This is a genomic window from Mycolicibacterium sp. TUM20985 (genome assembly GCF_030295745.1).
Lineage (GTDB): Bacteria > Actinomycetota > Actinomycetes > Mycobacteriales > Mycobacteriaceae > Mycobacterium.
Window position 1 is genome coordinate 4,020,965 of sequence record NZ_AP027291.1, and the last position, 24,884, is coordinate 4,045,848.

The following is a 24,884-nucleotide window of genomic DNA, read 5'->3' on the forward strand; positions in this document are numbered from 1 at the left end:
GATCAGAGAACCTTGGAATTCAGATCATCCTCGGGAAGGTGCGCCCACTTTCACGCCGCCCCGCCGAGGGTCATCCACAGGTTTTGATCATTGCTCCGCTGCACCACGTTGGGGAGCCAAGGGCGTTCGATCTTGTCTCACGACAACGGCTCGGTCTGTCACGATGCGCTTCATTCGTCAAGCGTTCCGGATCGCCGACGTTGAGTGCCCCACAGATGCCCAAAGGCCATTCTCCGCGTTTGAGAATATTAGACGGTTTAGTCTACTATTGCATGCATGCCACGGCCGGAACGCCATTCCGTCGACATGATTCTCGATGTCTCACGCGACCTGGTTCTGCGTGAAGGGGCACGAGGTGTCACCGTCGACCGGATAGTTGCCACTAGTGGTGCGCCGAAAGGGTCGGTGTATCACCGGTTCTCGACTGTCGACAACCTGTTGGCGACGATGTGGTTGCGCGCTGTGCGCCGATCTCAGGACGGGTTCCTGCAGGAATTGACCGCCAGTGGCGATCCGGTCGAGGCAGCAGTCGCCGCCGGCCTGGCTATTCACGACTTCGCGTGGCAGGAACCCGCGGATGCTCGGTTACTTGCTGCGTTGCGACGCGAAGACCTTGTCGGTGAGGTGACTGATCCGGCCCTCGCCGTTGCGCTGCGGGAAGTCAACGATCGATTACGAGCCGCGCTCACCGTACTGGCGCAGCAACTCTACGGACGTGCCACCCGCGACACGGTAGAGCGGACGACCTGCGCGGCGGTCGATCTGCCGATGGGGGCGATCCGGCGGCATCTCGTGGGTGGCGCAGCCGTGCCGGGCAATGTCCGGTCCCAATTGACTGCAGCCATCCGGGCCGCGCTGTACGACCGGAATCATCGCCCCGAGCCAAACGTGAAGGGAAAGGAGCCCCGGGATGTCTAACGAAATGGAAGTGGTTCGTCGGCTCTTCGCCGCGGTCGAGCAGCGTGATCTGGAGCGCTTGCTGGCCTGCTATGCCGATGACGTGGAGATCCACGAGGCGGAGGTGTTGCCCTATGGCGGGATCTGGCGCGGTCACGAAGGCGCGTTGGCTCACGCCGCGGGGTTCCTCAGCTCGTGGGCGGCCCTTCAGGGTCCCGCGGAGATTCGCCTTGATGCGCGATTCTGGGGCGATGATGCTGGGACGGTGTGCGTCCTGTTCCGGCACCGTGCCACGGATCCCTCACGCGGTGCGCATTTCGACGCTCCCGAGGTGGGCATCTACCAAGTCCGTGATGGGCAGGTCGTGCGCTCGCAGATGTTCCACGCCGACACCTGCGCGGTAGTCCGATTCCTCCGCGAAGTCGGGCAGGCTCACCAGGACGCGCCGGCGGCCCCGTCGTGATCGGCCGCCGGGAACGTTGGGGCCCCATCAGTGGCCTGCTGTTGTGCTCGGCGTCGCCGGCTTGATCCTTCCTCGCCTGCTCGGGGTCGCCGAAACTCTCACTGGCTTGGCCGCATTGAGTCTAGCCGTTGTCATGCTCGGTGCAATGAGCATGCACGCCAAGCTGGCGATTACCGAGCACCGCAACGCTCTAGTCAATGTGGTCCTACTGCTGCAGCGAGTCTCCGTGGCTGTCGGTCGGATTTGATTTATGCGAGGCGCGACGCGCGTTCCGCGACAACCGGATTCGGCGCGCCGGTGACGCCGCCATGTTCATTCACCGGCGGGCGGCCAGGGCATAAATCTGGGCATCGAGGATGCCGACTCCCCGTTGTCGCTCCGCAGCGCGCGTCGTCTCGCTGGCGAGCAAGCTCACCGACGCCACCGCCTCGTCCCGTCGACGTCTGATCCGAAACCGCGCCATGCGGACTGCCGGAATGATTCCCGTCGTCAGGCTCCGTCTCGCGTGGCAACGGTCCGCCCTTGACCGCCGCTGACCTCCCCCACACCCATCCACGGAGGGAGAGAACCATGAAACTCGTCGAGGGCGGGCCCTCCCCTCGCCGCGCGGACGTCGGCTACCGCGAGATGGTTGCCTTGCTCGAAGGCGCCGCGCGGACGCAGACGACGGCCGGGACCACTGGTTCCTGTTCAACTACTTCCCCTCTGACGAAGCGCACGCGTCGACAGTCGCGGCAACAGACCGTCGGCGGGCGAAACGGCTCTGCCGCAACCCAACCGGTTCTAGTTCCCCAGCATCCCTAGGCATAGGTGCCTTGGTCATCCATGGGACACGTGACATCGCCGCCGGTAAATCGGCGCCGACCTCGCGGGACAGAACGCTAGCGGCTTATCGTGCGCGGGATCGCGATGGCGGCGAGCTTGTCGGGGTTGTTGATGGCGTAGAAGTTGCCGATCTTCCCGTCGATGACATCGACGGTGAACATGGCTTCGAGGTGGTCGCCGCGGTAGATGACCACCGCTGGGGCGCTGTTGCATACGATCGTCTCGAACCGCAGGTCCGGCATGCGCTTCTTTGCCACCCGGAAGAGTGCGATGACGGTGCTCGCTACCCTCTCCGCGCCCACCACCGGCCGGCGGATCCCGGCAGCCTTGCCGCCGCTGTCGGTGGTCCAGGTGGCGCCCGGTGCGAGCATCGACAGCAGTCCATCGATGTCACCGGTGGCGGCTGCAGTCATGAACTCTTCAGTGATCTGTACAGTTCTGGCGGCGTCGACGGGCTCGAACCGCTTGCGACGGGCCTGGACGTGCTTGCGGGCGCGGTGCGCCATCTGGCGCACCGTTGTCACGGATTTGACGACCGCTCCGGCGATTTCGTCGTAGTCGAAGCCGAACACCTCGCAAAGCACGAACACCGCGCGCTGGTCAGGGGTGAGCGTCTCGAGCAGGATGAGCATGGCCATGGACACCGACTCGGCTAGGACGACGTCCGCCGACGGGTCCCGCGCGTCGAGCAGCAGCGGCTCGGGCAGCCAAGGGCCGATGTAGTCTTCGCGACGGCGGGCGCTGGCCCGCAACGCGTTGAGCGCTTGTCGGGTCACCAGTTGCGCCAGGTATGACTTGGTGTCGCGCACGGTCGCGAGTTTCACGTCGGCCCACCGTAGATAGCTGTCCTGCAGCACGTCGGATTCCGTTGCCGAGCCGAGGATTTCGTAGGTGATCGTGAACAGCAGCGGCCGCAGACCGCTCGGCATGCTCGTCGGCGGTACTCACGGCCTCGTGAACAGGTCTTGTTCGAACGGCGGCTGCGTGGGACGCTTGCCGCCTTTGAGCCAGAACGTGGAGCCGGGCTTGCGGGCTTCCCGGCGGATGTCCCGCACCGTGCCCTTGGTGCCCGCCTGCTTGATCGACGCGCCCACACGGCCGCCGACGTAGAAGTTCACCGGCGTGTCGTCCTTGCGAGTGAAGTGAGCTACGGCGGCTCGCCGGCCTAGGCTGACGCACGACCCCACGAACGCCAGGTCCAGCGGGGCGGGCTGGGTGCAAGTGATACGGCTCAGCACGGTGTCGGCGGCGTGGGCGCCCATGGGTAGAGCGGTATAGCAGCTCATTCGCCGTGGCCGGCCCGACGGCGAGGCGGAGTCACCGGCCGCGACGATGCGGTCGTCGTCGACGCTGGTCAGCGTCTCGTCGGTGAGCAGCCTGCCCAAGGCGTCGGTGTGTAGACCGCTGCGGACGGCCAGTTCCGGCACGCCGAATCCGGCGGTCCAGATGGTGATCGTGCTGGGCCGAACCGCACCGTCGGCAAAGACCAACTACGTCATCTACGCCATCGGCAGCACCGGAATGACGCCTGCAGCGGTGCCCGGTGCGGGCGAGTTCGCCTATTCGGTAGCCGAACTGGAGCAGGCGCAGCGACTGCGCGTGGCTGTCGACGAGATGGATCCCGACGCTCCCGTCACCGTTGTCTGGGCTGGACTCACCGGCATCGAGACGGCCTCCGAATTGGCCGAGCAAGGCCGCGTCGTCACGCTGGTCTGCGGCGGACAACTGGCTCCTGCGTTCTCGACACCGGCCCGGCGGTCGGTGGCCAAGTGGCTCGCCAAGAACGGCGTCGTCGTGTTGGAGGCCGACGTGGTCCCAGGTTTAGCCTAGGGTTAGCCCAGGCGCAGTTCGTAGTCCAGCTGGCGGCCCGTGGCCAGCTCAACGGTCCGCGCGGTCGTGGCGATGCGGGTGGCGCTGTCCACCACCAGTCGGACGCCCTCACCGAGGAGCGTGCCGTAGTCCGCGGTGGCCTCGCCGGTGCCGGCCGCAAACTGGTGCAGCCGGAGTCGTTCGACGAACTTCGGGCGCGGGTTGACCAGAGCGATGTCAACGTCGGCGCTTAGTGGTCTGGTTCGTTAGTTCGTCGGGGGTCATGCGGCTTGGGTCGCCCGTTGGTGCTGGTCGAGTCGTTCGAGGTGCCGATTGAGATCGGCTGTGGTGTATTTCCATTTGAACGGAAGGGCAGTCGCGTTGTACCGGTATTCGAAGGCAAGCTGAATCACCCGAGGTTTCGTGCCGCCTCCATGGTGGGCTGTTCCTCGGGGTTGAGGGCAGCGTAGTAGATGGTTTCGAACTCATTGGGTGGGACCAGCCCGATGCTCGAGTGGAGCCTGCTGTTGTTGTACCAGTCGACCCAGGCCGCGGTGGCGAACTCGACGTCGGCGATGGTCTTGTAGGGCCCGGCGTGGAAGATCGTGGTGCGGATGCACTCGGTCTTGTAGAGGCCATTTGCTGATTCGATCAACGCGTTATCGTAGGCATCACCGACCGATCCGATAGATGCTGCGACGTGTTCCAGCGACAGCCGCTCGGTCAGCAGAATGGACGTATATTGCGAACCGGCGTCCGAATGATGAATCAGTTCACCAGCTTTCACTGGATGACCGTCGTGGGCGCGTTGCCATAGCGCCATCCGTAACGGGGTGGTGACCAGGCTGACGTCCTTGCTCGTCGAGGCATGCCAGGCCACGATCCGGCGGGAGAACACGTCGGCGATGAACACCACGTACACCCACCCCGCCCACGTTCGGACGTACGTGAAGTCTTATGCCGACCCGTGGAATATGCCGACAGTCGTTGCGATGGTGCAGCCCAACGGTGGTGCTGAGGTACAAAAGGTCGGCATAGTCGCATAGTCGTGGTCACGCTTCAGGCACTGAATTGTCTGGAGGTGAGGTCCGTGACGAAGAGATCGCCGACGGCCCGGTCGTATCCGGTTCGAGTCCCGCGGGTTCCGGTGGGCCCTTTGGCGCCGATGGTGCTGGGCGAGTGTTCGGGATGGTTGGCCGGGCTGGGCTATTCGCCGGGTTCGGCGGCCGCGGTCGTGAATGTGTTGGAACGACTGAGCTGGTGGATGCAGCTGGTGGGCGTCGAGGTCGACGACATCGATGAGGATCTGCTGGCCCGGTTCCTCGAAGTGGAGGGATCCCGAGATCTTCCGTGCGCCACAGTGAAGCGTTGGATCGGCACCATACGCAGGTTCTTGATGGCCGCCGGCTATCTGAATTCGGCTGGGGTCCAAAGATTCACTCACGCCGGTGAAGTCCGCGGTGGTGGACTGGTGTTCGTGGATGCGGCAGCAGCGCGGACTGACTGAGAAGACCATCGCGGCCCGTTGTCACTACGCGGCCGGCCTTCTGGAGGTGTTGACGGCGGCTGACGGTTCGGTACAGTGGCGGCGCCTGGACGCGTCGATCATCAACGCCTACGTCGCTGAGCGTGGACGCCCCTACGGTGTTGCTGCACGTGCTCACATCGTCGGATCTGTCCGCTGCCTGCTGCGGTGGGCGTTGAGCACCGGCCGCCTCGATCGGGACCTGACCGCCGGGATCCTCAAGGCTGCCGGGACGCGGCGATCGTTGCCGCGGGGCGTGGACACCGATCAGGTCGCGGCCTTGCTGAGTGTGTGCAATCAGGCCACCGCGCTCGGCGCGCGGGACCGGGCACTCGTCACGATCCTGGTGCGCCTTGGCCTACGTGCTGGCGAGGCCGCCCAACTGAGGATCGACGACATCGACTGGGCAAGTGGACGTCTCAGGGTCACCGGCAAGGGTCGCGAGCACCTGTTGCCGCTCCCGGTCGATGTGGGTCAGGCATTGGAGACGTGGTTACGGCTGCGGCCGCCCGCTCTGGACCGGGCCGTGTTCGTGCGGCTGCGGGCACCCCGACAGATGATGACGACCTCGGGCATCTCGGGGGTCATCGCCCGGTTATCGGATCTGGCGGGGATCGACCGGATCTACGCGCACCGGCTGCGGCACACCGCCGCGATGGACGTGTTGGCCGCAGGTGGCTCCTTGACCGAAGCCAAGGAGCTCCCGGGCACGCCTACACGGTCACCACGATGGGCTACGCGAAAGTCGACCTCGCATCGTTGCGCGAGTTGGTCGTCCCGTTCGGGCAGGTGCCGCGATGAGGACACTGCGCGAACGACTCGATGAGTACTTGCAGCTGCGCCGGTCTCTGGGGTTTCAGCTCAACGACCTCGAACGCCAAGTCGGCTTGTTCTGCACCTGGCTCGAAGCTCAAGGCCAGACAACGACGTTCACCATCGATGATGCCGTGACGTGGGCCCGGCTCAACCCCGACGCGCACCCCTCATGGTGGGCGACCCGCCTGTCGTTGGTGCGCCGCTTCGCCGCCTACCTCCACGCCGACGATGTCGATGTCCCCGTCATCCCCAACGGCTTGCTTGCGGCCCGCAAACCCCGAGCCGTTCCCTTCATCTACAGCCAACAAGACATCGATGCGTTGCTTGCCACCTGCGACACCGAGTTCGCCGACGAACGGATCGCCGCGACCCTGCGCACCGTCATCGGTCTGCTTGCCGCTACCGGCCTGCGGATCGGCGAAGCACTGAACCTGCGAGTACCCGACATCGACCAGCACAACGACCTGCTGACGATCAAGGCCGCGAAGTCTGACGAGCGGCGCGTCCCAGTGCACCCCTCGACGACGGCCGCCCTCAGGCAGTACATCGCTCTGCCTGCCCGAATGGCCACCCGCCCCGACCCCCACGGCCCGGTCTTCGTGACCTGCAAGGGAACCGGATACGTCTACGTGTCATTTCAGTCCCTGTTCAAACGAGTCCGGGAGGCTGCCGGGCTCATCCCACGGAGCAGGGCACGCCCCCGTCTGCACGACCTGAGACACACCTTCGCCACCGCGCACATGACCGTGGCCTATGCCCACGGCGGTGACCCCGACCGGGTGCTCTCGCTGCTGGCCACCTGGCTGGGGCACTCCGACGCCGCCCACACCTACTGGTACCTGACCGCGACCGGGGAACTCATGGCCCTGGCCGCAAGCAAACTCGAACCCATCTCCGAAAGTGAAATACAGTGAACGCCTTGGCTATTAGTTTGCAGACCTACTTCACGACCTTCGCCCACACCCAGCGCGACCTGTCGATCAACACCATCGCTTCCTACCGCGACACCTGGCGGATGCTCCTGAAGTACCTGACCGCGACACTCGGGATTCCCGCCGACGCACTCGACTTCGACGCCGTCACCGCCACGCACGTCACCGGGTTTCTCGACCACCTCGAACACGAACGTGGCAACAGCAGCAGAACCCGCAACGCCCGACTCACCGCGATCCGCTCCGTGCTCGGCCGGGCTCTGCCCGACCATCCCGAGCACGCCGCCACCATCACCCAGGTCCTTGCGATCCCACCCAAACGCACAATCAGGCCCGTCATCGAGTTCCTGACCCCCGCAGAGGTCGACGCACTACTGGCCGCACCAGACCCCACCACCTGGACCGGGCGACGCGACCACGCCCTGCTGGCCATGACCGCGCAAACCGGTCTGCGGATCAGCGAGATCTGCTCACTGACCCACGACGACATCCACCTCGGCACCGGCCCTCACATCGCCTGCACCGGCAAAGGACGTCGCCAACGGATCACCCCGCTGACCAGAGCCACCGCCAGCACCATGACGACCTATCTCGCCGAACGGATGACCCGGCCAGGCTCCGCGCTGTTCTGCGGCCCCCACGGACAACCCTTGTCCCGCGACGCACTCGAACATCGCCTCGCCACGCACATCGCGACCGCGACGACCACCTGTCTCAGCCTCACCGCCAAGCACGTCACGATGCACACCCTGCGCCACACCGCGGCGATGAACCTTCTCGCCGCTGGAGTCGACGTCTCCGTAATCGCCTTATGGCTCGGGCACAGCGACACCCACAGCACCGACGCCTACCTCCACGCCGACATGGCCATCAAACAAGCCGCCATCGACCGGACCAGGCCACCCAACGTCAAGCCCGGGATCTACCGCCCCGCGCCCAACATCCTGGCCTGGCTGACATCCCTGTGAATATGCCGACCCCTCAGCCCCGAAAGCCGCGCAGGAGAGCGCCATCGCAAGCACTGTCGGCATATTCCACGGGTCGGCATAAGACTTTTAATGCCGACGTCGGCATTAAAAGTCCCCGACATACTTCGTGTTCACCGCCGCGGAGGTGAAGTCGCGGCTCAGCAGATCGGGCACCTTCTGGTTCGCCGGGTCGGCCACGGTGGTCCTCACCCGTCGCCGACGGCGGTAGCCGGTGATCCCCGCGGTGCGCATCACCCGGGCCACCCGCTTGTGGTTGACCCGCTCCGCCTCGGGGGCACCGTCGTTGAGCTCGGCGGTGATCCGCGGCGCACCGTAGGTGGTGTCGGTGGTGTGCACCGCTCGAATGCGCTGCGCAAGTTTGTCATCGGCCACTATTCGTGCCGTGCGGGTCACGGCGGCGTTGACCCAGGCGTAGAACGACGACCGAGCGACGTCGACGATCTGACATAGCCACTTCACCTCAAAGGTGTCGGAGTGGTCGGCAACGAACTGGAAGCGGCTCACCAGTTCGTCTCCCCGGCGAAATATTTCGCCGCCGCCCTCAGGATGTCGCGTTCGGTGTTCAGCTTCACCGATTCGACTTCCAGTTCGCGGACCCGCGCTCGCAGCCGGATGGCCTCCTGCTCGGGAGTTTCGGCCGGGCCGGGCGGCGCCTCGGTGTGGCCCCGCCTGCGGATCGCGACACCCGCGGTTCTGAGCCAGGCCGACAGGGAGCCGTGCGCGATACCGAGATCGCTGGCGATCTGGGCGACCGTGGCGCCCTCGGTCACGCGATACAGCTCGACTGCATCGCTACGAAACTCTTCGGAGTAATTTTTCCTTGCCATCGCGGTGGATCATCTCGCTTCCCCCGGCTGAAATCCGGGATCAAGCGTGTCCAACACGCGGGGCGAAGGCCCGTCGGTGTATCGCGATCCTCGGGGGCGAACTGGGCGCGTGGGCACAAGGTCTACCGCAGCGGCGTGGTGGTCGGGTTCGTCGCGCCGTTGGATCGGCTGGCGGTCCGTCAGATCAGTTCGCGGTACCTGTCTCAAGACGAGCGCATCGAGATCGCCGATCTGCGTCAGTCCGGGCTGAGCCTGCGGGCGATCGCCAGTCGGCTCGGACGTTCGCCATCGACGATCTCGCGGGAGCTTCGGCGCAACGCTATCGCCGGTCGCGGGTACCGCCCCTTTGATGCGCATCGCCGAGCCACTGCGCGGCGGGAGCGTCACCACCGGCGTCGGGTCGACATCAGCGATCGACTTGGCGCGCTGGTCGCCGAGCTGCTCCTGCAGCGGTGGAGCCCGCAGCAGGTCAGCCGACATCTCCGATCGCGCTTCGCCGACGACCCGACGATGCGGTTGTGTCATGAGAGCATCTATCAGGCTGTGTACCAACCTAATTCACGGTTCCTGTGACCCTCGCGGCTAGCACCGCACCGTCGTTCACCGCGGCGTACCGGTCGTGACCATCGGCGTGCCCACCAGTGTCAGCAGCGTCGGCGACCACGCTTTCAGCAGCCAATGCTCACCATCCACGACCGGCCGTTCCTGTTCGACGACCGATCCGAGGCCGGGCACTGGGAGGGAGGTCTCATCATCGGCAATGACCACAGCTCGGCGATCGGCACACTGGTCGAGCGCCAAACCCGAATGGTGCGACTGGTGCACCTACCGCGCAGTGACTCCGACTCCCTGCATGCGGCCCTGGTGGCCCGCATGCAGGATCTGCCACCGGCACTGTTGCGGTCCATCACCTGGGACCAGGGCACCGAGATGGCCCGCCACCTCACTACCGCCGCCGAGCTCGGAGCACCCGTGTACTTCTGCGACTCCCATTCACCTTGGCAACGCGGCACGAACGAGAACACCAACGGCCTGTTGCGTGACTACTTCCCCAAGGGCGTGACCCTCATCAACCATCCGCCATCGCGTCTCCTGGCGGTCGAACGCGAACTCAACCACCGTCCCCGCATGGTCCTCCAAGACCGTTGCCCCGCCGATCTATTCGTTTATCTTCAAATAGTTCGTGATGTTGCGACGTTGACTAGAACCCACCAAGTCGACACGGGGTTATCTTTCAGGCGTCGCCGACAATCTTCGCCGAGTCGGCGCTTCCGATGAGTCGTTCCTTCAGTCTGGATCGGTCGCCCGAAGACCTGCGCGACGACGCGAACCTGCCGAAGTTTGGCGTTCTGGACTGGGTCAAGCAGGTCGCACGATCGAAGATGCTCCGTCCCGACCTGGGCCCCTACGGGTGGTTCAAGGTCCTCGATGACTACATCGAAAACCGTCGGGAGGAAGCCGACGGGGTGCCCGACTCGGAGCTAGGCCGTTTCTCCGACGACGAGCTGATCCACTACACCGAGCAGCAGATCATCTTCGAGGAGCTGTACAACCGTGACGTCTGCTTCCCCGGATTCTTCATGCTGTGCCGCGACTCGATGGCGGCCCTTGGGCAGATCGTGAATCAGTGGTACACCGGTGACAACGAGCACGCCTTCACCCACCTGGTCACCGGGACCCCGGAGGCCACCTGGACGGTCCGTGAGCACATCGCACTGTGGAGGCTCGCCACTCACATCCGCGAGAACGCCGAGCTGTCATCGGCTTTCGAGACCCGCTCCGGTGGCGAGTTCTTTGACTACGCCGCCAAACTGGAATCCGCCACGGAGTTCACCGCCGGAATCGAGATGTCGGGCCACCGTGGCCACGCCGACCGCGACATCTACTACACCCGCTACGCCGAGGACCCCGCGGTCCTCTATTCTGCGCTCGCCTCGCACCTGAAGTCCGACGACAACCCGCTCGAGCAGGAACGCCGCAACAACGAACTGCGCAACGCCGCCTACGAGGACGTGCTGTCCAACATCGCGCGGCCCGCTCGGATTCCTCAAGGCCGAGGCGTTCAAGATCGTGCACGACTACGTGATGCGGTTCTTGACCTTCCGCGACAACGAACGCTGGCTGATCGACCGCAACACCTTCTCGATAAAGAAGGCACTCCTCGAGCTCAACCGGCGAATGATGGAGCGCGGCCTGTTCGAGACCGAGCGTGACTTCTACTTCCTCACGTGGGAGGAGCTGCTCGAACACCGCAAGGGCGGCAGCAACCCGCGGATGACCCGTTGGAAGATCGAATCCCGGATGCGCAACTTCGATGCATGGGACTACAAGCAGGTCAGCATGCCGAAGTTCCTGCAGCGCAACGCCCCCCGCCAGGTCCTCTCGACCACGGGGGCCGTGGACTCCGAGGGTCGCAAGATCCTGCAGGGGTTCGGCACCAGTGGTGATGACATCACCGCGACCGCGCGGGTGATTCGCAACCTCAAGGAGGTCGGCCGCGTCGACAAGGGCGACATCATGATCACCAACAGCACCGACCCGGGCTGGACGCCGGTGTTCGCCGCGCTGAGCGGGGTGATCGTCGAAACCGGTGGCCTGCTCTCGCACAGTGGCTGCCTGGCCCGCGAGTACGGCTTCCCCGCCGCCCATATCGAGGACTCCGTGAACCAGATCGCGGACGGAGCCACGATCACCCCAACGGTACCGCCGGCGGGGTCCGTATCGAGCACAGCGCGGTCGAGGACAGCGCGGTCGAGGCGCCGCCCGCCCTCGTGGAAGCCGCCGGCTGAGGCCGCCGGCAAGTTGAAGTGCCTGTCCTTGGCACCCTGGGAATGCCAACAGATTCCGAGGGGCCTTACGGGGCAGGCGCTTCGGCGCTTCAAAGACCGATCGAGAACGGCCCCTCACAGTGTCGAACGCGAGACGGTACGCGGTCGTATCGAAGGACCATAGGTGTTTCAAGCGTACGTGCTGCCCTCCGAAGGCGCCGCGGCTAGAGCCGATGCGTTGGCGGTGAACCCTTCGGCTCGAGTGAGATTCGACGTCGATGCGCGGCATGCACCCGCACTTCCGAACTGTGTCGGCGCCACCAAACGCCGTTGGACCTATCAGGGGCGTGCGTGGCTCGTCACGGCGGGCTCAGCCATGTCTGGGTCGGCGTGACGAAGAACCTAAACGGACCGCGCGAGCAATACGTGCCCGCATCCGCCATGGTGGCGCATCTCGTCCCGTTGTATTCAATGTAACTGCGCGGGGGCAGATCCCGCTCCGCCCGCCCCGGAGGGAACTGGACCCCCAACAGCCAGTCGTAACGTGTGACGATGTTTCCGTTGGCCCACCCGATGTTCGTCGTGCCTGGCGGCGCACCGCGGATATCGCCGATACAGCCAAAGCTTCCCCTGTCCCAGATGCCACAATAGAGTCCAAGCGGTGTCGAGAACCAGACGCCACCAGCACTATTGGTGAAGTAGTCGTCGTACTTCACTTTGTCGTAGTAATCGAGGATGAAGTAGGACGACGGGTAGGGGCTCGACGGAGAGCCGCCGTTCGGCTCTGCGTGCACCGTCGGCGGCGTGACGATCATCAGCCCGCTCAGACAGGCGAACACCGCCAACCAGTGGCGAAGCCGTTTGGCGCAGCCTGCAAGTCGCCCGGTCACGGTAGGTTGCCCGGCGATGATTCGTTCTCCGCCGTGTGCGGCACGCTGCCGTAGCAAGTCGCATTTCCTAGATCGAGAATGCTCTCGCAGAGTACGTCGTCTCCTTTCATGATGCGGACCGTCACGAAATGGCCCTGCAGGACCCGCGCAACGGTTGCGGCCGTCCGAAAGTTCGGTCGCCAGTCGGCTCGCAGTTCGGCACCGTCACGCGTCGGGCTCGTCGCATTGACCACCGGTACGGTCAGAGTCCAGGGCAACGGCACGTCCTGCAGCAAGTGCTTACCCGACGTGTCGCGGTATTCGACGCCAGCCAACTCGCCGACCGAGTCGGAGAAGATGTCGTAGGTGACGGTATCCTCTGCGCGCGCCACCGGTGCGTACGCCAAGCCAGTGAGACCGACGATTATCGAGACCGCCGTCGATTGAATTCGCTTCACCTGGCTCCTTCAGCATCGAGAGTGAAAATCGTGAACCTTCGAGGAAACGGGTCGTTTCTAACCAGCCAGCACGACCGTCGTCAGTGTCATGTCCTTCTTCGCGTTGTACAGCACACTTACGCCAAAGTCGGTGTACGAGCAGTCCGGGAGCTTCGTATAGCCCTGGATGATCAGGGCCTTTATCGCATCGCCTTCGTTCTTCGCGGCGCCCGACAGGGTTGTTGCCTTGCTGCTGCCGTAGCCCAGGTCCTTCAGTAGCGGTAACGCATCAGTCTCCGGAACGGCCCGTGACGCGTTATTGAGCCAGCTGTCGGTAGTCTCGTTGATTTCTGTAGCCGCCTGGTCGATGACCGGGTCGGACCGCAGCGGCGCGCATGCCGATCCCCGCGCCGCCGCGACCACTTCCCTCAGGCTGTCGGTGGAATCTGCCACCGCCGATGGCGCCACGGCGACGCTGACGATCGTCAATGAAGCGAGGGCGAAGCACATTTCGAGACGGGTGCGCCTGCTAGGCGGGGTGGGGTCCCGAGTCGTCATCTTTCCTTCCCTTCGCATACGTCTCACTGTTCGCACACATGCGAACGGTGGATGTCACTACCCCAGCGCTTCGCCTTCTGCACCGACGGCCCGGTGAACCAATCCGGTTGATGCGCCAGTATCCCGTTACTGACGTTGGACAACTGCTCCCACAGCTTGAAGAAGGCCTCGCCCTCGTAAATGGGAAAATAGTTGTCGCCGTACGGGTTCTGCGCCTGCGTCAGCGACTGGGCACGAGGGGCCAGAAAGTCGACGGCCTGGGTGATGTTTCCGGAAACGATGTCGACCTGCTGCTGAATATCGTCGCGGCTGTAGTCATAATCTTGCCCGTCGGGACCGATCCGGTTGGTCTGCAGTCTGTCGATCTGGAAACGAAGCGTGGCGTACTGAGCGTTGTACCACTGACACATTTCACGCATCGCCGTGATGTCGGCGTCGGTGACGCTGTTCCTTGTCTGGTCATAGGGAAAGGGGAATTTCGGGGCCCACGCCGACGCGGTGGGCGTGATGACGGGCAAGGGCCTGATCAGCGAACTGTCCGACGGCGGGTCGGGAAGCGGAACCGTACCGTCGGGATCCGCATCAGCCGGTGGTCCCGTCCAGACACCCATCGCAAACAAGATCACCGCACAACCCACGGCGCCCGCGCCACGTCGAATTCTGTCTCTCATCATCACCATTGCCCCGATTCTCCCGAAGCCCGCGGGTGCTATTTCGGTCCCATCGCTGAACCGATTCCGCCGACGTCGGTGATCAGCCAGTTGTTGTTGCTGTCGATCGTCGTGCTGTACGTTGCCGTCGATTGCAGCGCCTCTGGCGCCTGTACCGTCTTGGTTTGAACGCTGACGAAACTGTCCACGACGTAGACCCCGCCGGTGGTCGATCTGACCTTGGCCACCAAGGGTTGCGCGGCCGAACTCCATTCCAGCGGCACCAAGACCTGTTCCATGGAGGTGCCCGCGTCGGAGAGCTTCTTGGTGAGCTCAGGGGTCGTGCCCGCTACGAGTTTGACGTGCCAAGCCTGAAGATCCTTGTAATCCATCGTCGCGGCATTGACCGCATAGTCAAGCGCAATCTTCTCCGCGTGCGCATCGTTGGCCGACTGAGTGGCTTGAGCGTCAAGCTGGTGCCGCGCGTCCACGTACAGCCAACCCAACGCGGCGACCGCCGCGATCAGTGCCACGATCACGGCACCAAGGATCAGATCTCGCAGACTGATGGACATCGACCTTTGTCGGCGGGTCGACTTCACGCCCTCGGGAGAGTCCACGCCATGGGACGAATTCGCCGATGGCTTTATCGGATCCGGCTCGGCGGCAGCGGTGGCGCCGTCGGGCTCGCGTAGCTCCTGCGCTTCGGTCTTGTCGATGGTCATTGTCTAGCCTCTCTTGAAATTCATCTCTGACGGGCGAGCGATCGCCCGTTCGGGTCATGGCGTGACGCGAAGGGTGATCATCCCGTCAGCTGGCGCCTGCTGAAGAAAGTGGTCGAGTATCTGCCCGCTGTCGAAGTTCATCAAAGTTCCGGCGATGGTGTTGAGCTTCGGTTGGAACGCCTCACCCAAAACTTTCAGATCGCCGCCACGTTCGTCCAGGAGGGTCTGAATTCGCGCGACCAAATTGTTGAGATTTATAATTTCCTCCGGATTATCGCTATCGAAGAGAATCGGCAAATGTTTGAAGTAGTCCTGTAGGTTTACACCTATTGCCGTGACACCGGGGGTGAGGCTGGTCAAATTCGGGTTGACCCATTCGGAGTTGCGGATCAGCGTCTGAAAATTGCTCAGGAGTTCGCGGCCCTGGCCGTCCAATCCATTGAGCATGTTGTTCAGCACCGTGCTGGCGCGCGACAAGTTGGGAAGCACGGCGACGGGATCTGGCAATGCGGCGTCGGACTCGCTGATGATGCGTGCGAGGGCGTCGGGGTCCATCTGGTGGAGTACTCGCACGACGCTCGTCGCCAACTCGGAGATCGACGGCGGCTGGACCACCGACTCTGTCGAGATGCGTTGATTGTCCTTGAGCATCGGTCCACCGTCGCTGCGCGGCAGTAACTGGATGTAGGACTCGCCCAGCGCAGACAAATTCTGGAGCTGCACCTCGGTGTCGACGGGAATCTGATAATTCCCCTCGACGTAGAAGTCGATGGATGCCGCCTGGGTGGACGTCGTGGTGTTGATCACCTTGCCGACGGGCGCACCACGCAACAGCACGTTCGAGCCGGCGACGAGGCCGTTCACGTCGGGGACGTCCATGGACAGATTGGTGCGGTCAGAAGGCAGATTGACGCGAAGTCCAAGCGTCCCGAAATAGAACAGGACGACGGCGATGATGGCTGCAAAGGTCAAATACGATATGACGTCGCGCCTTCTTATGGCGTTCATAGCGTAGCACCCAGAATCCGCAGTACTTCTTGGACATTGCCCGATAGCTCCCGACCGTCAGGCCCAATGATCGAGGTGATGTTGATGGCCGGGTACTTGTCGACCGGCAGGATGAAATCGGTGAACAAGTGCCGATACTTCGGTATTGCGGCTTCGCCGGCGACCTTCGACTGTTGCAGCGCACCGACGGAGTCGGCCAGCGAATTCAGGAAGGGAACCAGCCAATATCCGCCAAGCGTGATACTTCCGACGCCGGGGAGGATGGTGGCGACGTAATTCGCGACGGCGACGAAGTGCTCGAAGCCGCGTTGCCCCGTCGGCGAGAAATAGAATTGCAGCTCTGGAATGTGACTGTTCACGACCGCCGCGCTCTTGGAGACGCCGTCGAGCAGTTGGTCAACCGTATCGATGTTCGCCGATAGGGCAGAGAGATCGGTTTCGAGCCGGCCCGTAAGCGTTCGCACCTCGTCACTGGACGGCACTACGCGATTGAGGCGAATGATGGTGTTCTGTGCCCGTTGAATGGATCCGCTGGAGACGAAGTTCGCGAGACTCGCGATGGTGTCTTCCAGCTGTGGCGGGGACGTCGTGTGGGCGACCGGGATGGCCGCCCCCGGTGCCAGTGCGGGAGCGGGCCCCGGCGTAGCGCCTGCCGGCGGCCGCTCGAGCGCGACGTAGATGTCGCCGAGCACCGTCGCCTGCTGCAGCACCGCGTGGATATCGGACGGGACGACGACGCCCCGACGCATGCGCGCAGTGACGTCAACGTCTCGGTCGGTGAGCGCCACCTTCGACACCACTCCGACGGTCACGCCGTCCAGCACCACTTTTGCGCGATTGGGCAAGTTCAGCACGCTGTCGAATTGCATCAGGAGGTCGTATCCGTCGTCATACGACGGGCCCGGCTGCGGTAACGCGTCCACGCTGATCGATGCGCAGGATGAGACCGCGAGGAGTGTGGCCGTAGCGACCGCGCCGGCGACCAGCCGGGATCGGAGTGTCATTTATTGGCCGCCTGAGTCAGAACGTATTGGAGTAATGCCACGTCTATCGCGTATGGCGTTCCCTTGACGTTCGCGCAACTCCCCGGCATTGACGCGTTCATGACGTTGCATTGAAGGACGCCGTCGGGTGTGCGGAGACGGTACAGCGGCGGCCGGTAGTGAAGCGTGAAGTCGTGGTTGTTGGCAAGATTCGCCAGCCCGTTGATCACGCGAGGCGTGACGTTCAATAGGCTCGCGTAAAAGGGAGCGCGTGGGGTCGCCTTCCTAATGACCACTGATAGCGCATCAAGCAACTGCTGAATTTGGGGACCGAGTTCCTGTTCAATTCCCGAGGCAGCCGCGATGACGGGGATGAGCCCTTCGAAAGCGTCCGACGACCCCTTCAACGTTGCGGCTACCTCCTGCGCAACGGAATTCGCGCCATCGTCGAACACACCCTTCAGCGTCGGCTGGACGTCGACCAGCGTGGTCGTCAACTGATTGAGGTTGCGGGTGATGGAGCCCAGGTCACCGATGGCCCGATCGGGAGAGTCCAGCACTGACGACGTGGTGGTTAGCAGCTTGTTGGCGTTTGACCCCTGATTGCGCAGCGCCTCGTCGAAACCACGGACGAGGTCACCGATGTTTTGCGATCCCGCCGGGTTGATCGAGTTGATGAAGTTGGTCGATGATCCGATCACTTCGGACAAGCTCTTCGGGGTCAGTGACCGGCCGAGCGGTATGCAGCCTCCCGGCGGCAGGTGTTGGTCTGCGTCGTAATTGCCCACAAGTTCCAATGCTCGGTCGGCGAGGATCGAGGTCGACCGCGTGACCGCTTTCGCGTCCGCTGGGATCGGTCGCCCGCCGTCGATGCTGAAGTCCACGCGGACGGACTGCGCCGACGGCGTGATGGCCGTGACCTTGCCGATGGGGTAGCCCAAGTGGGTTATTGGGTTGTCCACGTACAGTCCGACACTGTCGGGCATCATCGCGCAATAGTCGACGGCCTGCGCTTTGGTGGACGCCGTGCAGGAGGAGCAGCTGGCTATGACCACCATGGCCACGAACGCCGGCAACGCTCGCCGGAACCAGTATGAACGCGGCGCTGTCATCAGCACGCGCTCCCTGGAATTGGCACGCACAGGTCGGTCGCGAGCAGGCCCGGTTCCGCGTTCTGTGCATTGAGGACTCGGTCGAACAAATTCTGCGTCCGTTTGAGGGCACGTATGGTCAACCCGTTGCGCTCCACGAACAACCGACCCCTATACAGGAAGTCGCGCACCCGTTCGATGAATTCGAGCCTGTGACCCACGTAGAAATCGCCAAGGGGTTTGAGAGCGAGGGCGACATCGCCAAGACCCTGGATCGTTTGGGACAAGCCCTTGTCATAGATCACCAATGTCTGGGTCAGGATCGAAATTTTCCTCACCAGTTGCTCGAATTTATCGCGATAGTTCGCCAGCGATCTAATGTACTCGTCCGACAAGTTGAGGATCTTCGTCACTTGGCCCCGCTGCCTTTCGACCGTCGACATCAGAGCGTTGCCGGCGTTGATGGTGGTCGCCACGACTTGAACATTCGTACCCGTCAAGCCCTGCGAAATTTGGTTCAGCGATTCGTTGACCGGCGTCGTATTCACATTCTGCGTGATCTTCGTGGTGTCGGTCAGGGTGCGGATGAGGCTGTACGGCATCGTCACGCGTGAAAGCGGAATGGTCTCCCCGCCCAGTGGGGCGTTGCCTATCGAAGCAAGATTGACGTAGTACCCGCCGACGACGGTGAGCATTCGAACGTCTACCTGCGACTGATCGCCAACGAATGCAGTGTCGTCAATACGCGCCTTGACCAGTACCTGATTCGACTCCAGTGACAGATCCGTCACCGTCCCCACCTTGAAGCCAGCCATCCGCACCTCGTCTCCGGCACGGAGCGAAGCCGCGTCGTCGGTGTAGAAGGACACGAACTGGCCTTTACCCGGGGGGTTGTAGAAGATATAGGTCAATACCAGCGCGACGACAGTCGCCAACACCGTCGCCGCGACACCCCAGGCGAGCGGGCTGCGCAGCACCGCCTTCGACTTCAGCGATTGCACAGCACCACCCGTTGACCGTTCAGCAACACGTCCATTGTCTCCGGCAGTTGAAAGTTGCCGCGCGAACACGGCTCGAGCGCGGTTCCGTCGGCACTCGGTGGTGGGATGTTCTCGTTGATCACGGGCACCAACTTGAATGCGTCGAAGAAATTGTCGAGATTGCTGGATGCTCGGTCCAGAGCCTCGTCGACGTTGATTCCATTCCTGAAGCCGGCGCTGTGCAGCAGGCGTGTGACGGGATCAAAGAAGTCCTTGCTGTAGAGAAGATCTTTGCGAAACTCATCCAAAATACTGTTGGCGGCGTCTATCGGCTGGTTTGCCAGATCGATGATGTGAATGAACTTCTCGGACGTGCCGCCGATGGCGTCGGCGAGCCCCGAGAGGTTGCTGATCAACGTCGCCACCACTTGCTGACGATCCGACACGAACTCGGTGAGCCTGCGAATACTGTCTAGAAGCGGCGCCAATCCGCTTCCGTCACCGGTCAAGAACGATGCCGCATTGGCGGTGAACGTGTTTATCTCGTCTGGGCTCAAGGTGGCGAGCACGGGCTGGAGACCATTGAAGAGTACCGTCACGTCGAAGGAGGGCTGGGTCATCGTCGTGGGTATCTGCGTCACCAGATCATCGGCGCGATATCTCTCGGCGGGGTTCGTGACATCCATGTAGCGGACACCGGTCAGGGCCTGAAACTTGATGGCGAGCCTCGTCACCCCCACGACGCCGTACTGCTTGTCCAGGGTGAACTTGACCTGCGCGACATTCTGTCCATTGACCCTGGCGAGGTCGACGGATTCGATCTTTCCCACCCGAACTCCCCGGACGCGCACATCGCCGTCGGGATGAAGCCCGGACGCGTCCGTGTACTGGGCAGTGTAGGTCCGCGTATCGACCGCCACGGGGTTGATGAGGGTGTTCGACAGCAAGATGAAGAGCACGACCGAGACTGCGAGCGCGATGGCGATCCGCCAGCTGGAGGAGGTGAGCTTCATGGCGTGCCTTCTATTACGATCCCGACCGGCGCCGCCACGCCGGGAAGACCGTCCAATAGGATTCGTACCGAAATTGCATGCTGATCGCCATTGCCGGCATAAAGGTTTTCGAACCGCGAACGCAATTCCGAGAGTTTTTCAGCCACGTCCTGCGGTCGCAGCAATACGGGCCCCGTGTCCGAAATTGCTTTGATACCGGAGATCAAGGGCGTCAGATCATCCACGTGGCTGCTGACGAGTTTACCCACAGATGCAAAGAGACCTGTCTGCACCGCATCCAAGGTGCCCACGTAATGGTCCTTGAAGTAATCCTCGGGTACTTCGCCCAAGCTTGGGGTCTTCACATTTGTCATGTACGGGAATTCCAGCTTCGGGCCACTGGACGCAGCTGGTTCAACGGCTTGTCCGGGGTAATAGCTGTAATCCTGGATTCGCCTGCCGGCGACGATCGCCGCGTCGGCGAATGGCGGTACTGCTGCGACCGCTGACGACAGCTTGGTCACCAGTTCTTCCGTGGGGTCCGTTTGCACGGCTTCGACCGCTCTCGATATCGTCACCGCAGTTTCGAACAGCGGGTTGAGTCCGTCGGTGTAGCGGGTCACGCGATCGATGACTTGGATGAGCTGTGGCGTCAGGGAGGCCTGGGAGACATTTCCCAATTGGGTTAGCAGTTCCGAGAGGGTGAAGTTTCCCGTCGGGACCAGCGTGATGTCGCTCCCGTCCCGAAGTGGTTGGCCGCCCGAATTCGGGATCACGTTGATGCCGGGGACGCCAAAGTAGTTGATTGGCCGGAAATCAATGTTCATGGTGTTGGTGAGACCCTGGGTGGGCTGAGTCTGCAGCTCGGTGTCGAGCTGCACGCCACCGCCAGCGGTATTGGTGACGTGGGTGACCTGACCGACCTTGACGCCATGCAGTACGACCACTGTCCCCGCTTCCACGCCTTGTCCGACGTATGGGGTCGTGATCGCGATGGAGAACAGTCCTTCGGGTCGCCCACCGAATGGGTTCCAGACGATGAGTGAAACGACCAGGGCGCCGCACAGCAGCACGGCAGCGCCGATGGCCATCAACACCCGCTGCTGATGTTGCGCCGATCCTCTTAGCATGAAATGCCCACTATCCCTTGAATATGAATTCGGGCCGGAGGCCCCATAGCAACACAGTCGTCGTGAAATCCAAGACGACGATCGTCACCAGGCTCGCGCGCACGGCGCGACCAGAAGCCATGCCGACACCGACTGGGCCACCCGAGGCGAAGTATCCGTAGTAGCAATGGATCAGCGTTACTGCGATGCAGTAGATGCTCAACTTGATCGTTGAGTAGAGGAGGTCGATCGGGTTCATGAATTGGACGAAGTAGTGGGTGTAGGTGCCGCCGTGTTCGCCGCTGAAGAGGACGACCACCGTTTCGATCGTGTAGAAGACCCCCATGATGGTCAGCAGGTAGCCGGGGATGACACACGTGAGCGCGCCGATCAACCGAGTGCCCACGACGAAGGGTATAGGCCGCAACCCAATTGCCTCGACCGCGTCGATCTCCTCCGATATGCGCATCGCCCCGATCTCGGCGGTCATCCGCGTGCCCGCCTGCGACATGAACGCGATCCCGGCGACGATGGGTCCAAGGATGCGAACGGCACCGATTCCGCCGATGATGCCGGCCAGTGACCCAAAACCCAGGATGTTCAGTGTCGCGAGCGCCTCGATGCCCAACGAGGCGCCGGTTGCGATTCCGAGGAGCAGCAGGACACTGATCGTGCCGCCGTCGACGATGAGCGAGCCTCTGCCCCAAGCCATGTTGATCGTGGCCGCCAAGGTCTGTCGGCTGTACTTGCGGATCGTCAGTGGCAAGTAGAAGAACACCTGCCCAATGAACAAGGTCCACTGCCCGAACCCGGTGAGCATCCCTTGAACCGATCCCACGACAGTCGAACCTGCGCGTCCAAGAACCGAGGGTGCCGACATCACGCGACCGCCGTCGGGAAGAACATCGTCGATATCTGAGTGATGACCAGGTTCGCGAAGAGGATGAGCACGACGTTGATGACGACGGCCGCATTCACGGCATCGGCAACACCTCGCGGACCGCCCTTCGCTTCCATGCCTCGCATCGACGAGATGACCGCAACGATTGCGGCGAAGACGAGGCCCTTCGCGAACGCGAAGTACACGTCGGTCATCTTCGCGAACGTCCCGAAGGAACCCCAGAAGCTCCCCGGCGCCACACCACTGACCGTGACCGACAGCAGGAACGCCGACGCCGTGCCGGACACGATGATGACTAAGGTGAGGATCGGGGCGATCAGTAGCAGCGCCAAGAACCGAGGCACCACCAGACGCCGTACCGGATCTACGCCGAGCACCCGCATGGCGTCGAGTTCCTCGCGGATGGCACGTGCCCCGAAGTCCGACGCGATGGCTGAGGCCGCGGCGCCACCCATCAGCAACCCTGCGGTGACGGGCGCGCCCTGCCGTAGGACGCCCACTCCACTCGCTGCGCCGAGTAGCGCCGTCGCACCCACTTGAGCCACCAATCCCGAAACCACGACCGTGACGATCCCGCCGATCGGTATTGCCATCAGAACTGCCGGCGTCGCGGTCACCTTCAGCAGTGCCCAAGCCTGCCAAAGGAATTCGCTGACCGGCAGCCGCAAGGTAAAGGTGTCGATGACGGCATAGCGAAACACGGAGACGGCAAGATGTATCGCGCGGCCCGTGGTACTCGCCGCCCGGACCGGAACGGCACCGAACAGGGATACCCTCCGGCCAAATGTCTTTCGCATCGTAGACGTCCGCGGTTGCTTGTGGCCGCCGGGCCGACTGGACACCGTAGGGAGGCTTGCGGTTCCTACCATCGGGCGACCATAGATGCGACTGGAAGTGACGGCGTGCGTGATGGCGACAGATGGGACGCTGCCATTCCGAACGAAGCCCCCTCGACCATCCCCGGGATCACCTCGGCCGAGCCGGACAGCAACGTCATACTTATCGCGCTGGCGACGACGAGCACCGTTACCACGAGACCGATCTGGGTGACCGACGTCGTCGCTGCACCGGTGTCGGAGACGCTGGCGGCACCTGAGTCGAACAGCGGGCCCATGAGGGTGGACACCGTCAGCATGGTTGCCAGGAGGATCGTCGCCCACCCGGCGAACCACATCTGGAGTAGACGATCCCGCCGCGTGAACGACGGTTTGAACGTCACCACGAGGTCATGCGCCGATATGGCGAAGAAATCGCCGACCCCGCGAAGAGGTCTCGCACTAGAGCTGAACGACGGCATCACGCGTCGCGCTCCTGTCCGTGTTCGATTCGCATGGAATAGCCAACTCCTTAGTGGCTTGTGACAGCTCGCGCTGACCCACCTCGTTTGTGATTCAAGACACAGCCGTCTGCGACACGACGGTACACCATTTTTTGAGGACAGCACAAGCCGTTTCTGGACGTCCTGGATACTTAGTTATCCCTCTTGACATGCACTGTTGATAAAGAGATCGGGAATCTTAGAAATACCAGGTCAGGAGTCCACATCGCAGACCGTGTCGGCGAATCTGTCCAATCGATGCTCGATCAACCGTCGCGGTCGGGCGCTGAGTTTGTGAGCTGGATCATGCCCCGCGACCCGTTGGGGTGACCTCACCCCATTTGCGCCCGCTCCGCCACCGACGGCGCCGCGCCGGGGTTAGGCAAAGCTAGCGAACATCCGCGCCACACCGCGGTAGGAGCGTCGCTGGCAGTCGACCATGAGGAGGGAAGTAGTGAGAGACCGTTCACGCCACTGGCACCGGAAGGTTCTGACGACAGTCTGCGAGGTACCTGGCTGCGCCACTGACGCGGCCCCACGACGGTCATGGCCCTGGAAAGGGTGCCCGCCGACCCGCTGACCAATCTCGTCGACGCGCGCGCATGTCGGAGATCGAGGCAATCCCGGGCCGATTGGACTTCGGCCACCCGGCGCCACCGTCGGGAACCCGATTCACGCCACGGTCGCTCCGATGGTCCGTCGAGTCATACGAGGGCAACCTTCTCTTAATGCCAGTGAACAAACCGTCTCACTGCCGTTGCCCGCGGATCTAGTGGACCGGCGCAGGCGCCGATAGAACCTTGGCCCCCAGAGCTGCTACCTCGCGTCGAAAATCGTCCTCGCGACCGGACACGAGGACGTCGTCCGGCACCAACCAGGCGCTGGCACTGATTTCAACTGCCGAGTGCAGACCGACCGCCACGACGGAGGCGTGCGGTAGGGAGTAGTCGGGCCGGTGGGTCCTCACGCTCCTGAGAATCTCGGCGACCAGAAACTCGTTGGTGATGCGCCGACGTGCCTCGACAGCCATTCCGAGGTTTCCGTTGTAGGTAAACCAGACCGTAGCGGCATGCCGACGCTGACCCAACCAGTCAAGCAGGCGCACGGGTAGGTCGGCAGGAGATGCAGCTTCATCGGCCAGTAGGGAAGTCACGTACCCGGAAAGGGCGTCGGCGAACGCGGACAGCCCATCGAGGAGGATGTCCTCCTTGGTCGCGTAGTGGTAGTACACGGCCGCGGCCGTCATTTGGGCTTCAGCCGCGATGTCGGCCACGGTGATCGAAGCAGGCTCACAATCTGTATACAGACGCAATGCCGCCTCCACGACTGACTGCTTGCGTGACGGTCGGTGTGCGCTGCGCTTTACTGGCACCAATCTATAGTAACTACAGACGAACAGACGATGGGTGAGG

At 62.9% G+C, this 24,884-nt stretch carries 26 protein-coding genes and 7 pseudogenes; 13 read left to right on the forward strand and 20 right to left on the reverse strand.

Annotation, left to right across the window (positions count from 1 at the left end; all coding sequences use genetic code 11):
- The first annotated feature begins 276 nt into the window (after positions 1-276).
- The 4 genes and pseudogenes from QUE68_RS19705 to QUE68_RS29655 form a co-directional block, all read left to right on the forward strand.
- Positions 277-918, forward strand: a complete 642-nt coding sequence (locus QUE68_RS19705) for a TetR/AcrR family transcriptional regulator (protein WP_284235562.1) — start codon at positions 277-279, stop codon at positions 916-918.
- Positions 911-1,360, forward strand: a complete 450-nt coding sequence (locus QUE68_RS19710; RefSeq protein ID WP_284235561.1) for a nuclear transport factor 2 family protein — start codon at positions 911-913, stop codon at positions 1,358-1,360. The genes QUE68_RS19705 and QUE68_RS19710 overlap by 8 nt, the downstream gene beginning before the upstream one ends.
- Positions 1,361-1,403: 43 nt before the next feature.
- The gene (locus tag QUE68_RS29525) at positions 1,404-1,607 is read left to right on the forward strand and encodes a DoxX family protein (protein ID WP_349816913.1); all 204 of its coding nucleotides are present in this window, start codon (positions 1,404-1,406) and stop codon (positions 1,605-1,607) included.
- A gap of 37 nt (positions 1,608-1,644) precedes the next feature.
- A pseudogene (locus QUE68_RS29655) lies at positions 1,645-1,896 on the forward strand (FAD-dependent monooxygenase); the annotation flags it as partial.
- Between the two features lie 345 nt (positions 1,897-2,241).
- On the opposite strand, the gene QUE68_RS19715 reads toward QUE68_RS29655, so the two are convergent.
- Together QUE68_RS19715 and QUE68_RS19720 are read right to left on the reverse strand one after the other, a co-directional pair.
- On the reverse strand, positions 2,242-3,114 hold the full coding sequence (locus QUE68_RS19715) for a sigma-70 family RNA polymerase sigma factor (RefSeq protein ID WP_454786495.1): 873 nt from the start codon (positions 3,112-3,114) through the stop codon (positions 2,242-2,244).
- A gap of 15 nt (positions 3,115-3,129) precedes the next feature.
- Positions 3,130-3,682: pseudogene (locus tag QUE68_RS19720) on the reverse strand (FAD-dependent oxidoreductase); the annotation flags it as partial.
- Between QUE68_RS19720 and QUE68_RS19725 the strand changes: the two are divergent.
- Positions 3,674-4,000 (forward strand): annotated as a pseudogene (locus tag QUE68_RS19725) (FAD-dependent oxidoreductase); the annotation flags it as partial. The pseudogenes QUE68_RS19720 and QUE68_RS19725 overlap by 9 nt on opposite strands.
- 31 nt (positions 4,001-4,031) lie before the next feature.
- Here QUE68_RS19725 and QUE68_RS29660 read toward each other — a convergent pair.
- Positions 4,032-4,233 (reverse strand): annotated as a pseudogene (locus QUE68_RS29660) (FAD-dependent oxidoreductase); the annotation flags it as partial.
- 170 nt (positions 4,234-4,403) lie between these two features.
- Positions 4,404-4,949, reverse strand: a pseudogene (locus QUE68_RS19730) (IS3 family transposase); the annotation flags it as partial.
- Between the two features lie 135 nt (positions 4,950-5,084).
- Between QUE68_RS19730 and QUE68_RS19735 the strand changes: the two are divergent.
- The 4 genes from QUE68_RS19735 to QUE68_RS19750 are packed head-to-tail and all read left to right on the forward strand — an operon-like array spanning position 5,085 to position 8,235.
- Entirely contained in the window at positions 5,085-5,501 is a 417-nt protein-coding gene (locus QUE68_RS19735) for a hypothetical protein (RefSeq protein WP_286274286.1), read from the forward strand.
- Positions 5,443-6,345 (forward strand): tyrosine-type recombinase/integrase, encoded by a 903-nt coding sequence (locus QUE68_RS19740; protein WP_286274287.1) that lies wholly within the window; start codon positions 5,443-5,445, stop codon positions 6,343-6,345. Before QUE68_RS19735 ends, QUE68_RS19740 begins: the two co-directional genes overlap by 59 nt.
- On the forward strand, positions 6,317-7,249 hold the full coding sequence (locus tag QUE68_RS19745) for a tyrosine-type recombinase/integrase (RefSeq protein ID WP_284232744.1): 933 nt from the start codon (positions 6,317-6,319) through the stop codon (positions 7,247-7,249). Before QUE68_RS19740 ends, QUE68_RS19745 begins: the two co-directional genes overlap by 29 nt.
- Positions 7,246-8,235 (forward strand): tyrosine-type recombinase/integrase, encoded by a 990-nt coding sequence (locus QUE68_RS19750; protein WP_284232743.1) that lies wholly within the window; start codon positions 7,246-7,248, stop codon positions 8,233-8,235. The genes QUE68_RS19745 and QUE68_RS19750 overlap by 4 nt, the downstream gene beginning before the upstream one ends.
- Positions 8,236-8,346: 111 nt before the next feature.
- Here QUE68_RS19750 and QUE68_RS19755 read toward each other — a convergent pair.
- Positions 8,347-9,083, reverse strand: a pseudogene (locus QUE68_RS19755) (IS3 family transposase); the annotation flags it as partial.
- A gap of 135 nt (positions 9,084-9,218) precedes the next feature.
- Here QUE68_RS19755 and QUE68_RS29665 point away from each other — a divergent pair.
- The 4 genes and pseudogenes from QUE68_RS29665 (at position 9,219) to QUE68_RS19770 (ending at position 12,035) form a co-directional block, all read left to right on the forward strand.
- Positions 9,219-9,656, forward strand: coding sequence for a transposase (locus QUE68_RS29665; RefSeq protein WP_454786492.1), 438 nt, complete (start codon positions 9,219-9,221; stop codon positions 9,654-9,656).
- Between the two features lie 102 nt (positions 9,657-9,758).
- Positions 9,759-10,361, forward strand: a pseudogene (locus tag QUE68_RS29670) (IS30 family transposase); the annotation flags it as partial.
- On the forward strand, positions 10,358-11,296 hold the full coding sequence (locus tag QUE68_RS19765; RefSeq protein ID WP_286274288.1) for a hypothetical protein: 939 nt from the start codon (positions 10,358-10,360) through the stop codon (positions 11,294-11,296). The pseudogene QUE68_RS29670 and the gene QUE68_RS19765, both read left to right, overlap by 4 nt.
- Positions 11,262-12,035 (forward strand): PEP-utilizing enzyme, encoded by a 774-nt coding sequence (locus QUE68_RS19770; protein ID WP_284235535.1) that lies wholly within the window; start codon positions 11,262-11,264, stop codon positions 12,033-12,035. Before QUE68_RS19765 ends, QUE68_RS19770 begins: the two co-directional genes overlap by 35 nt.
- 175 nt (positions 12,036-12,210) lie before the next feature.
- Here QUE68_RS19770 and QUE68_RS19775 read toward each other — a convergent pair whose 3' ends face one another.
- From QUE68_RS19775 to QUE68_RS19845, 15 genes are all read right to left on the reverse strand, one after another.
- Entirely contained in the window at positions 12,211-12,741 is a 531-nt protein-coding gene (locus tag QUE68_RS19775; protein ID WP_284235534.1) for a hypothetical protein, read from the reverse strand.
- Positions 12,738-13,178, reverse strand: coding sequence for a hypothetical protein (locus QUE68_RS19780; RefSeq protein WP_284235533.1), 441 nt, complete (start codon positions 13,176-13,178; stop codon positions 12,738-12,740). Before QUE68_RS19780 ends, QUE68_RS19775 begins: the two co-directional genes overlap by 4 nt.
- A gap of 57 nt (positions 13,179-13,235) precedes the next feature.
- Entirely contained in the window at positions 13,236-13,646 is a 411-nt protein-coding gene (locus QUE68_RS19785; protein WP_284235532.1) for a hypothetical protein, read from the reverse strand.
- Positions 13,647-13,738: 92 nt separating this feature from the next.
- Positions 13,739-14,386 carry a hypothetical protein gene (locus QUE68_RS19790; protein WP_454786524.1) on the reverse strand — a complete coding sequence of 216 codons (648 nt, stop codon included), beginning with the start codon at positions 14,384-14,386 and terminating at the stop codon, positions 13,739-13,741.
- A gap of 38 nt (positions 14,387-14,424) precedes the next feature.
- Positions 14,425-15,090: a hypothetical protein gene (locus tag QUE68_RS19795; protein ID WP_284235530.1), complete on the reverse strand. Its 666-nt coding sequence runs from the start codon at positions 15,088-15,090 to the stop codon at positions 14,425-14,427.
- Between the two features lie 54 nt (positions 15,091-15,144).
- Positions 15,145-16,098, reverse strand: coding sequence for an MlaD family protein (locus QUE68_RS19800; RefSeq protein WP_284235529.1), 954 nt, complete (start codon positions 16,096-16,098; stop codon positions 15,145-15,147).
- On the reverse strand, positions 16,095-17,102 hold the full coding sequence (locus QUE68_RS19805) for an MlaD family protein (protein WP_284235528.1): 1,008 nt from the start codon (positions 17,100-17,102) through the stop codon (positions 16,095-16,097). The genes QUE68_RS19800 and QUE68_RS19805 overlap by 4 nt, the downstream gene beginning before the upstream one ends.
- The gene (locus QUE68_RS19810; RefSeq protein ID WP_284236182.1) at positions 17,099-18,193 is read right to left on the reverse strand and encodes an MlaD family protein; all 1,095 of its coding nucleotides are present in this window, start codon (positions 18,191-18,193) and stop codon (positions 17,099-17,101) included. Before QUE68_RS19810 ends, QUE68_RS19805 begins: the two co-directional genes overlap by 4 nt.
- On the reverse strand, positions 18,193-19,173 hold the full coding sequence (locus tag QUE68_RS19815; RefSeq protein WP_284235527.1) for an MlaD family protein: 981 nt from the start codon (positions 19,171-19,173) through the stop codon (positions 18,193-18,195). The genes QUE68_RS19810 and QUE68_RS19815 overlap by 1 nt, the downstream gene beginning before the upstream one ends.
- The gene (locus QUE68_RS19820) at positions 19,161-20,165 is read right to left on the reverse strand and encodes an MlaD family protein (RefSeq protein WP_284235526.1); all 1,005 of its coding nucleotides are present in this window, start codon (positions 20,163-20,165) and stop codon (positions 19,161-19,163) included. Before QUE68_RS19820 ends, QUE68_RS19815 begins: the two co-directional genes overlap by 13 nt.
- Entirely contained in the window at positions 20,162-21,235 is a 1,074-nt protein-coding gene (locus QUE68_RS19825; RefSeq protein ID WP_284236181.1) for an MlaD family protein, read from the reverse strand. The genes QUE68_RS19820 and QUE68_RS19825 overlap by 4 nt, the downstream gene beginning before the upstream one ends.
- Before the next feature lie 49 nt (positions 21,236-21,284).
- A complete protein-coding gene (locus QUE68_RS19830) occupies positions 21,285-22,133 on the reverse strand; it encodes an MlaE family ABC transporter permease (RefSeq protein ID WP_454786491.1) in 849 nt (282 codons plus the stop codon).
- Positions 22,133-22,951, reverse strand: a complete 819-nt coding sequence (locus QUE68_RS19835; protein ID WP_284235525.1) for an ABC transporter permease — start codon at positions 22,949-22,951, stop codon at positions 22,133-22,135. Before QUE68_RS19835 ends, QUE68_RS19830 begins: the two co-directional genes overlap by 1 nt.
- 65 nt (positions 22,952-23,016) lie before the next feature.
- Complete coding sequence (locus QUE68_RS19840; RefSeq protein ID WP_286274289.1) at positions 23,017-23,454, reverse strand: hypothetical protein; 438 nt, start codon at positions 23,452-23,454, stop codon at positions 23,017-23,019.
- A gap of 787 nt (positions 23,455-24,241) precedes the next feature.
- Positions 24,242-24,796: a TetR family transcriptional regulator gene (locus QUE68_RS19845; protein WP_284235523.1), complete on the reverse strand. Its 555-nt coding sequence runs from the start codon at positions 24,794-24,796 to the stop codon at positions 24,242-24,244.
- Positions 24,797-24,884 lie beyond the last annotated feature (88 nt).

Bases quoted from the DNA above. Each gene is read 5' to 3' on its own strand.
- QUE68_RS19810 (WP_284236182.1), bottom strand. From the start codon at position 18,193: ATGACAGCGCCGCGTTCATACTGGTTCCGGCGAGCGTTGCCGGCGTTC.
- QUE68_RS19765 (WP_286274288.1), top strand. From the start codon at position 10,358: ATGAGTCGTTCCTTCAGTCTGGATCGGTCGCCCGAAGACCTGCGCGAC.
- QUE68_RS19745 (WP_284232744.1), top strand. From the start codon at position 6,317: ATGAGGACACTGCGCGAACGACTCGATGAGTACTTGCAGCTGCGCCGG.
- QUE68_RS19830 (WP_454786491.1), bottom strand. From the start codon at position 22,133: ATGTCGGCACCCTCGGTTCTTGGACGCGCAGGTTCGACTGTCGTGGGA.
- QUE68_RS19800 (WP_284235529.1), bottom strand. From the start codon at position 16,098: ATGAACGCCATAAGAAGGCGCGACGTCATATCGTATTTGACCTTTGCA.
- QUE68_RS19705 (WP_284235562.1), top strand. From the start codon at position 277: ATGCCACGGCCGGAACGCCATTCCGTCGACATGATTCTCGATGTCTCA.
- QUE68_RS19820 (WP_284235526.1), bottom strand. From the start codon at position 20,165: ATGAAGCTCACCTCCTCCAGCTGGCGGATCGCCATCGCGCTCGCAGTC.
- QUE68_RS19835 (WP_284235525.1), bottom strand. From the start codon at position 22,951: ATGCGAAAGACATTTGGCCGGAGGGTATCCCTGTTCGGTGCCGTTCCG.
- QUE68_RS19795 (WP_284235530.1), bottom strand. From the start codon at position 15,090: ATGACCATCGACAAGACCGAAGCGCAGGAGCTACGCGAGCCCGACGGC.
- QUE68_RS19790 (WP_454786524.1), bottom strand. From the start codon at position 14,386: ATGAGAGACAGAATTCGACGTGGCGCGGGCGCCGTGGGTTGTGCGGTG.
- QUE68_RS19715 (WP_454786495.1), bottom strand. From the start codon at position 3,114: ATGCCGAGCGGTCTGCGGCCGCTGCTGTTCACGATCACCTACGAAATC.
- QUE68_RS19770 (WP_284235535.1), top strand. From the start codon at position 11,262: ATGATGGAGCGCGGCCTGTTCGAGACCGAGCGTGACTTCTACTTCCTC.
- QUE68_RS19710 (WP_284235561.1), top strand. From the start codon at position 911: ATGTCTAACGAAATGGAAGTGGTTCGTCGGCTCTTCGCCGCGGTCGAG.
- QUE68_RS19805 (WP_284235528.1), bottom strand. From the start codon at position 17,102: ATGACACTCCGATCCCGGCTGGTCGCCGGCGCGGTCGCTACGGCCACA.
- QUE68_RS19825 (WP_284236181.1), bottom strand. From the start codon at position 21,235: ATGGCCATCGGCGCTGCCGTGCTGCTGTGCGGCGCCCTGGTCGTTTCA.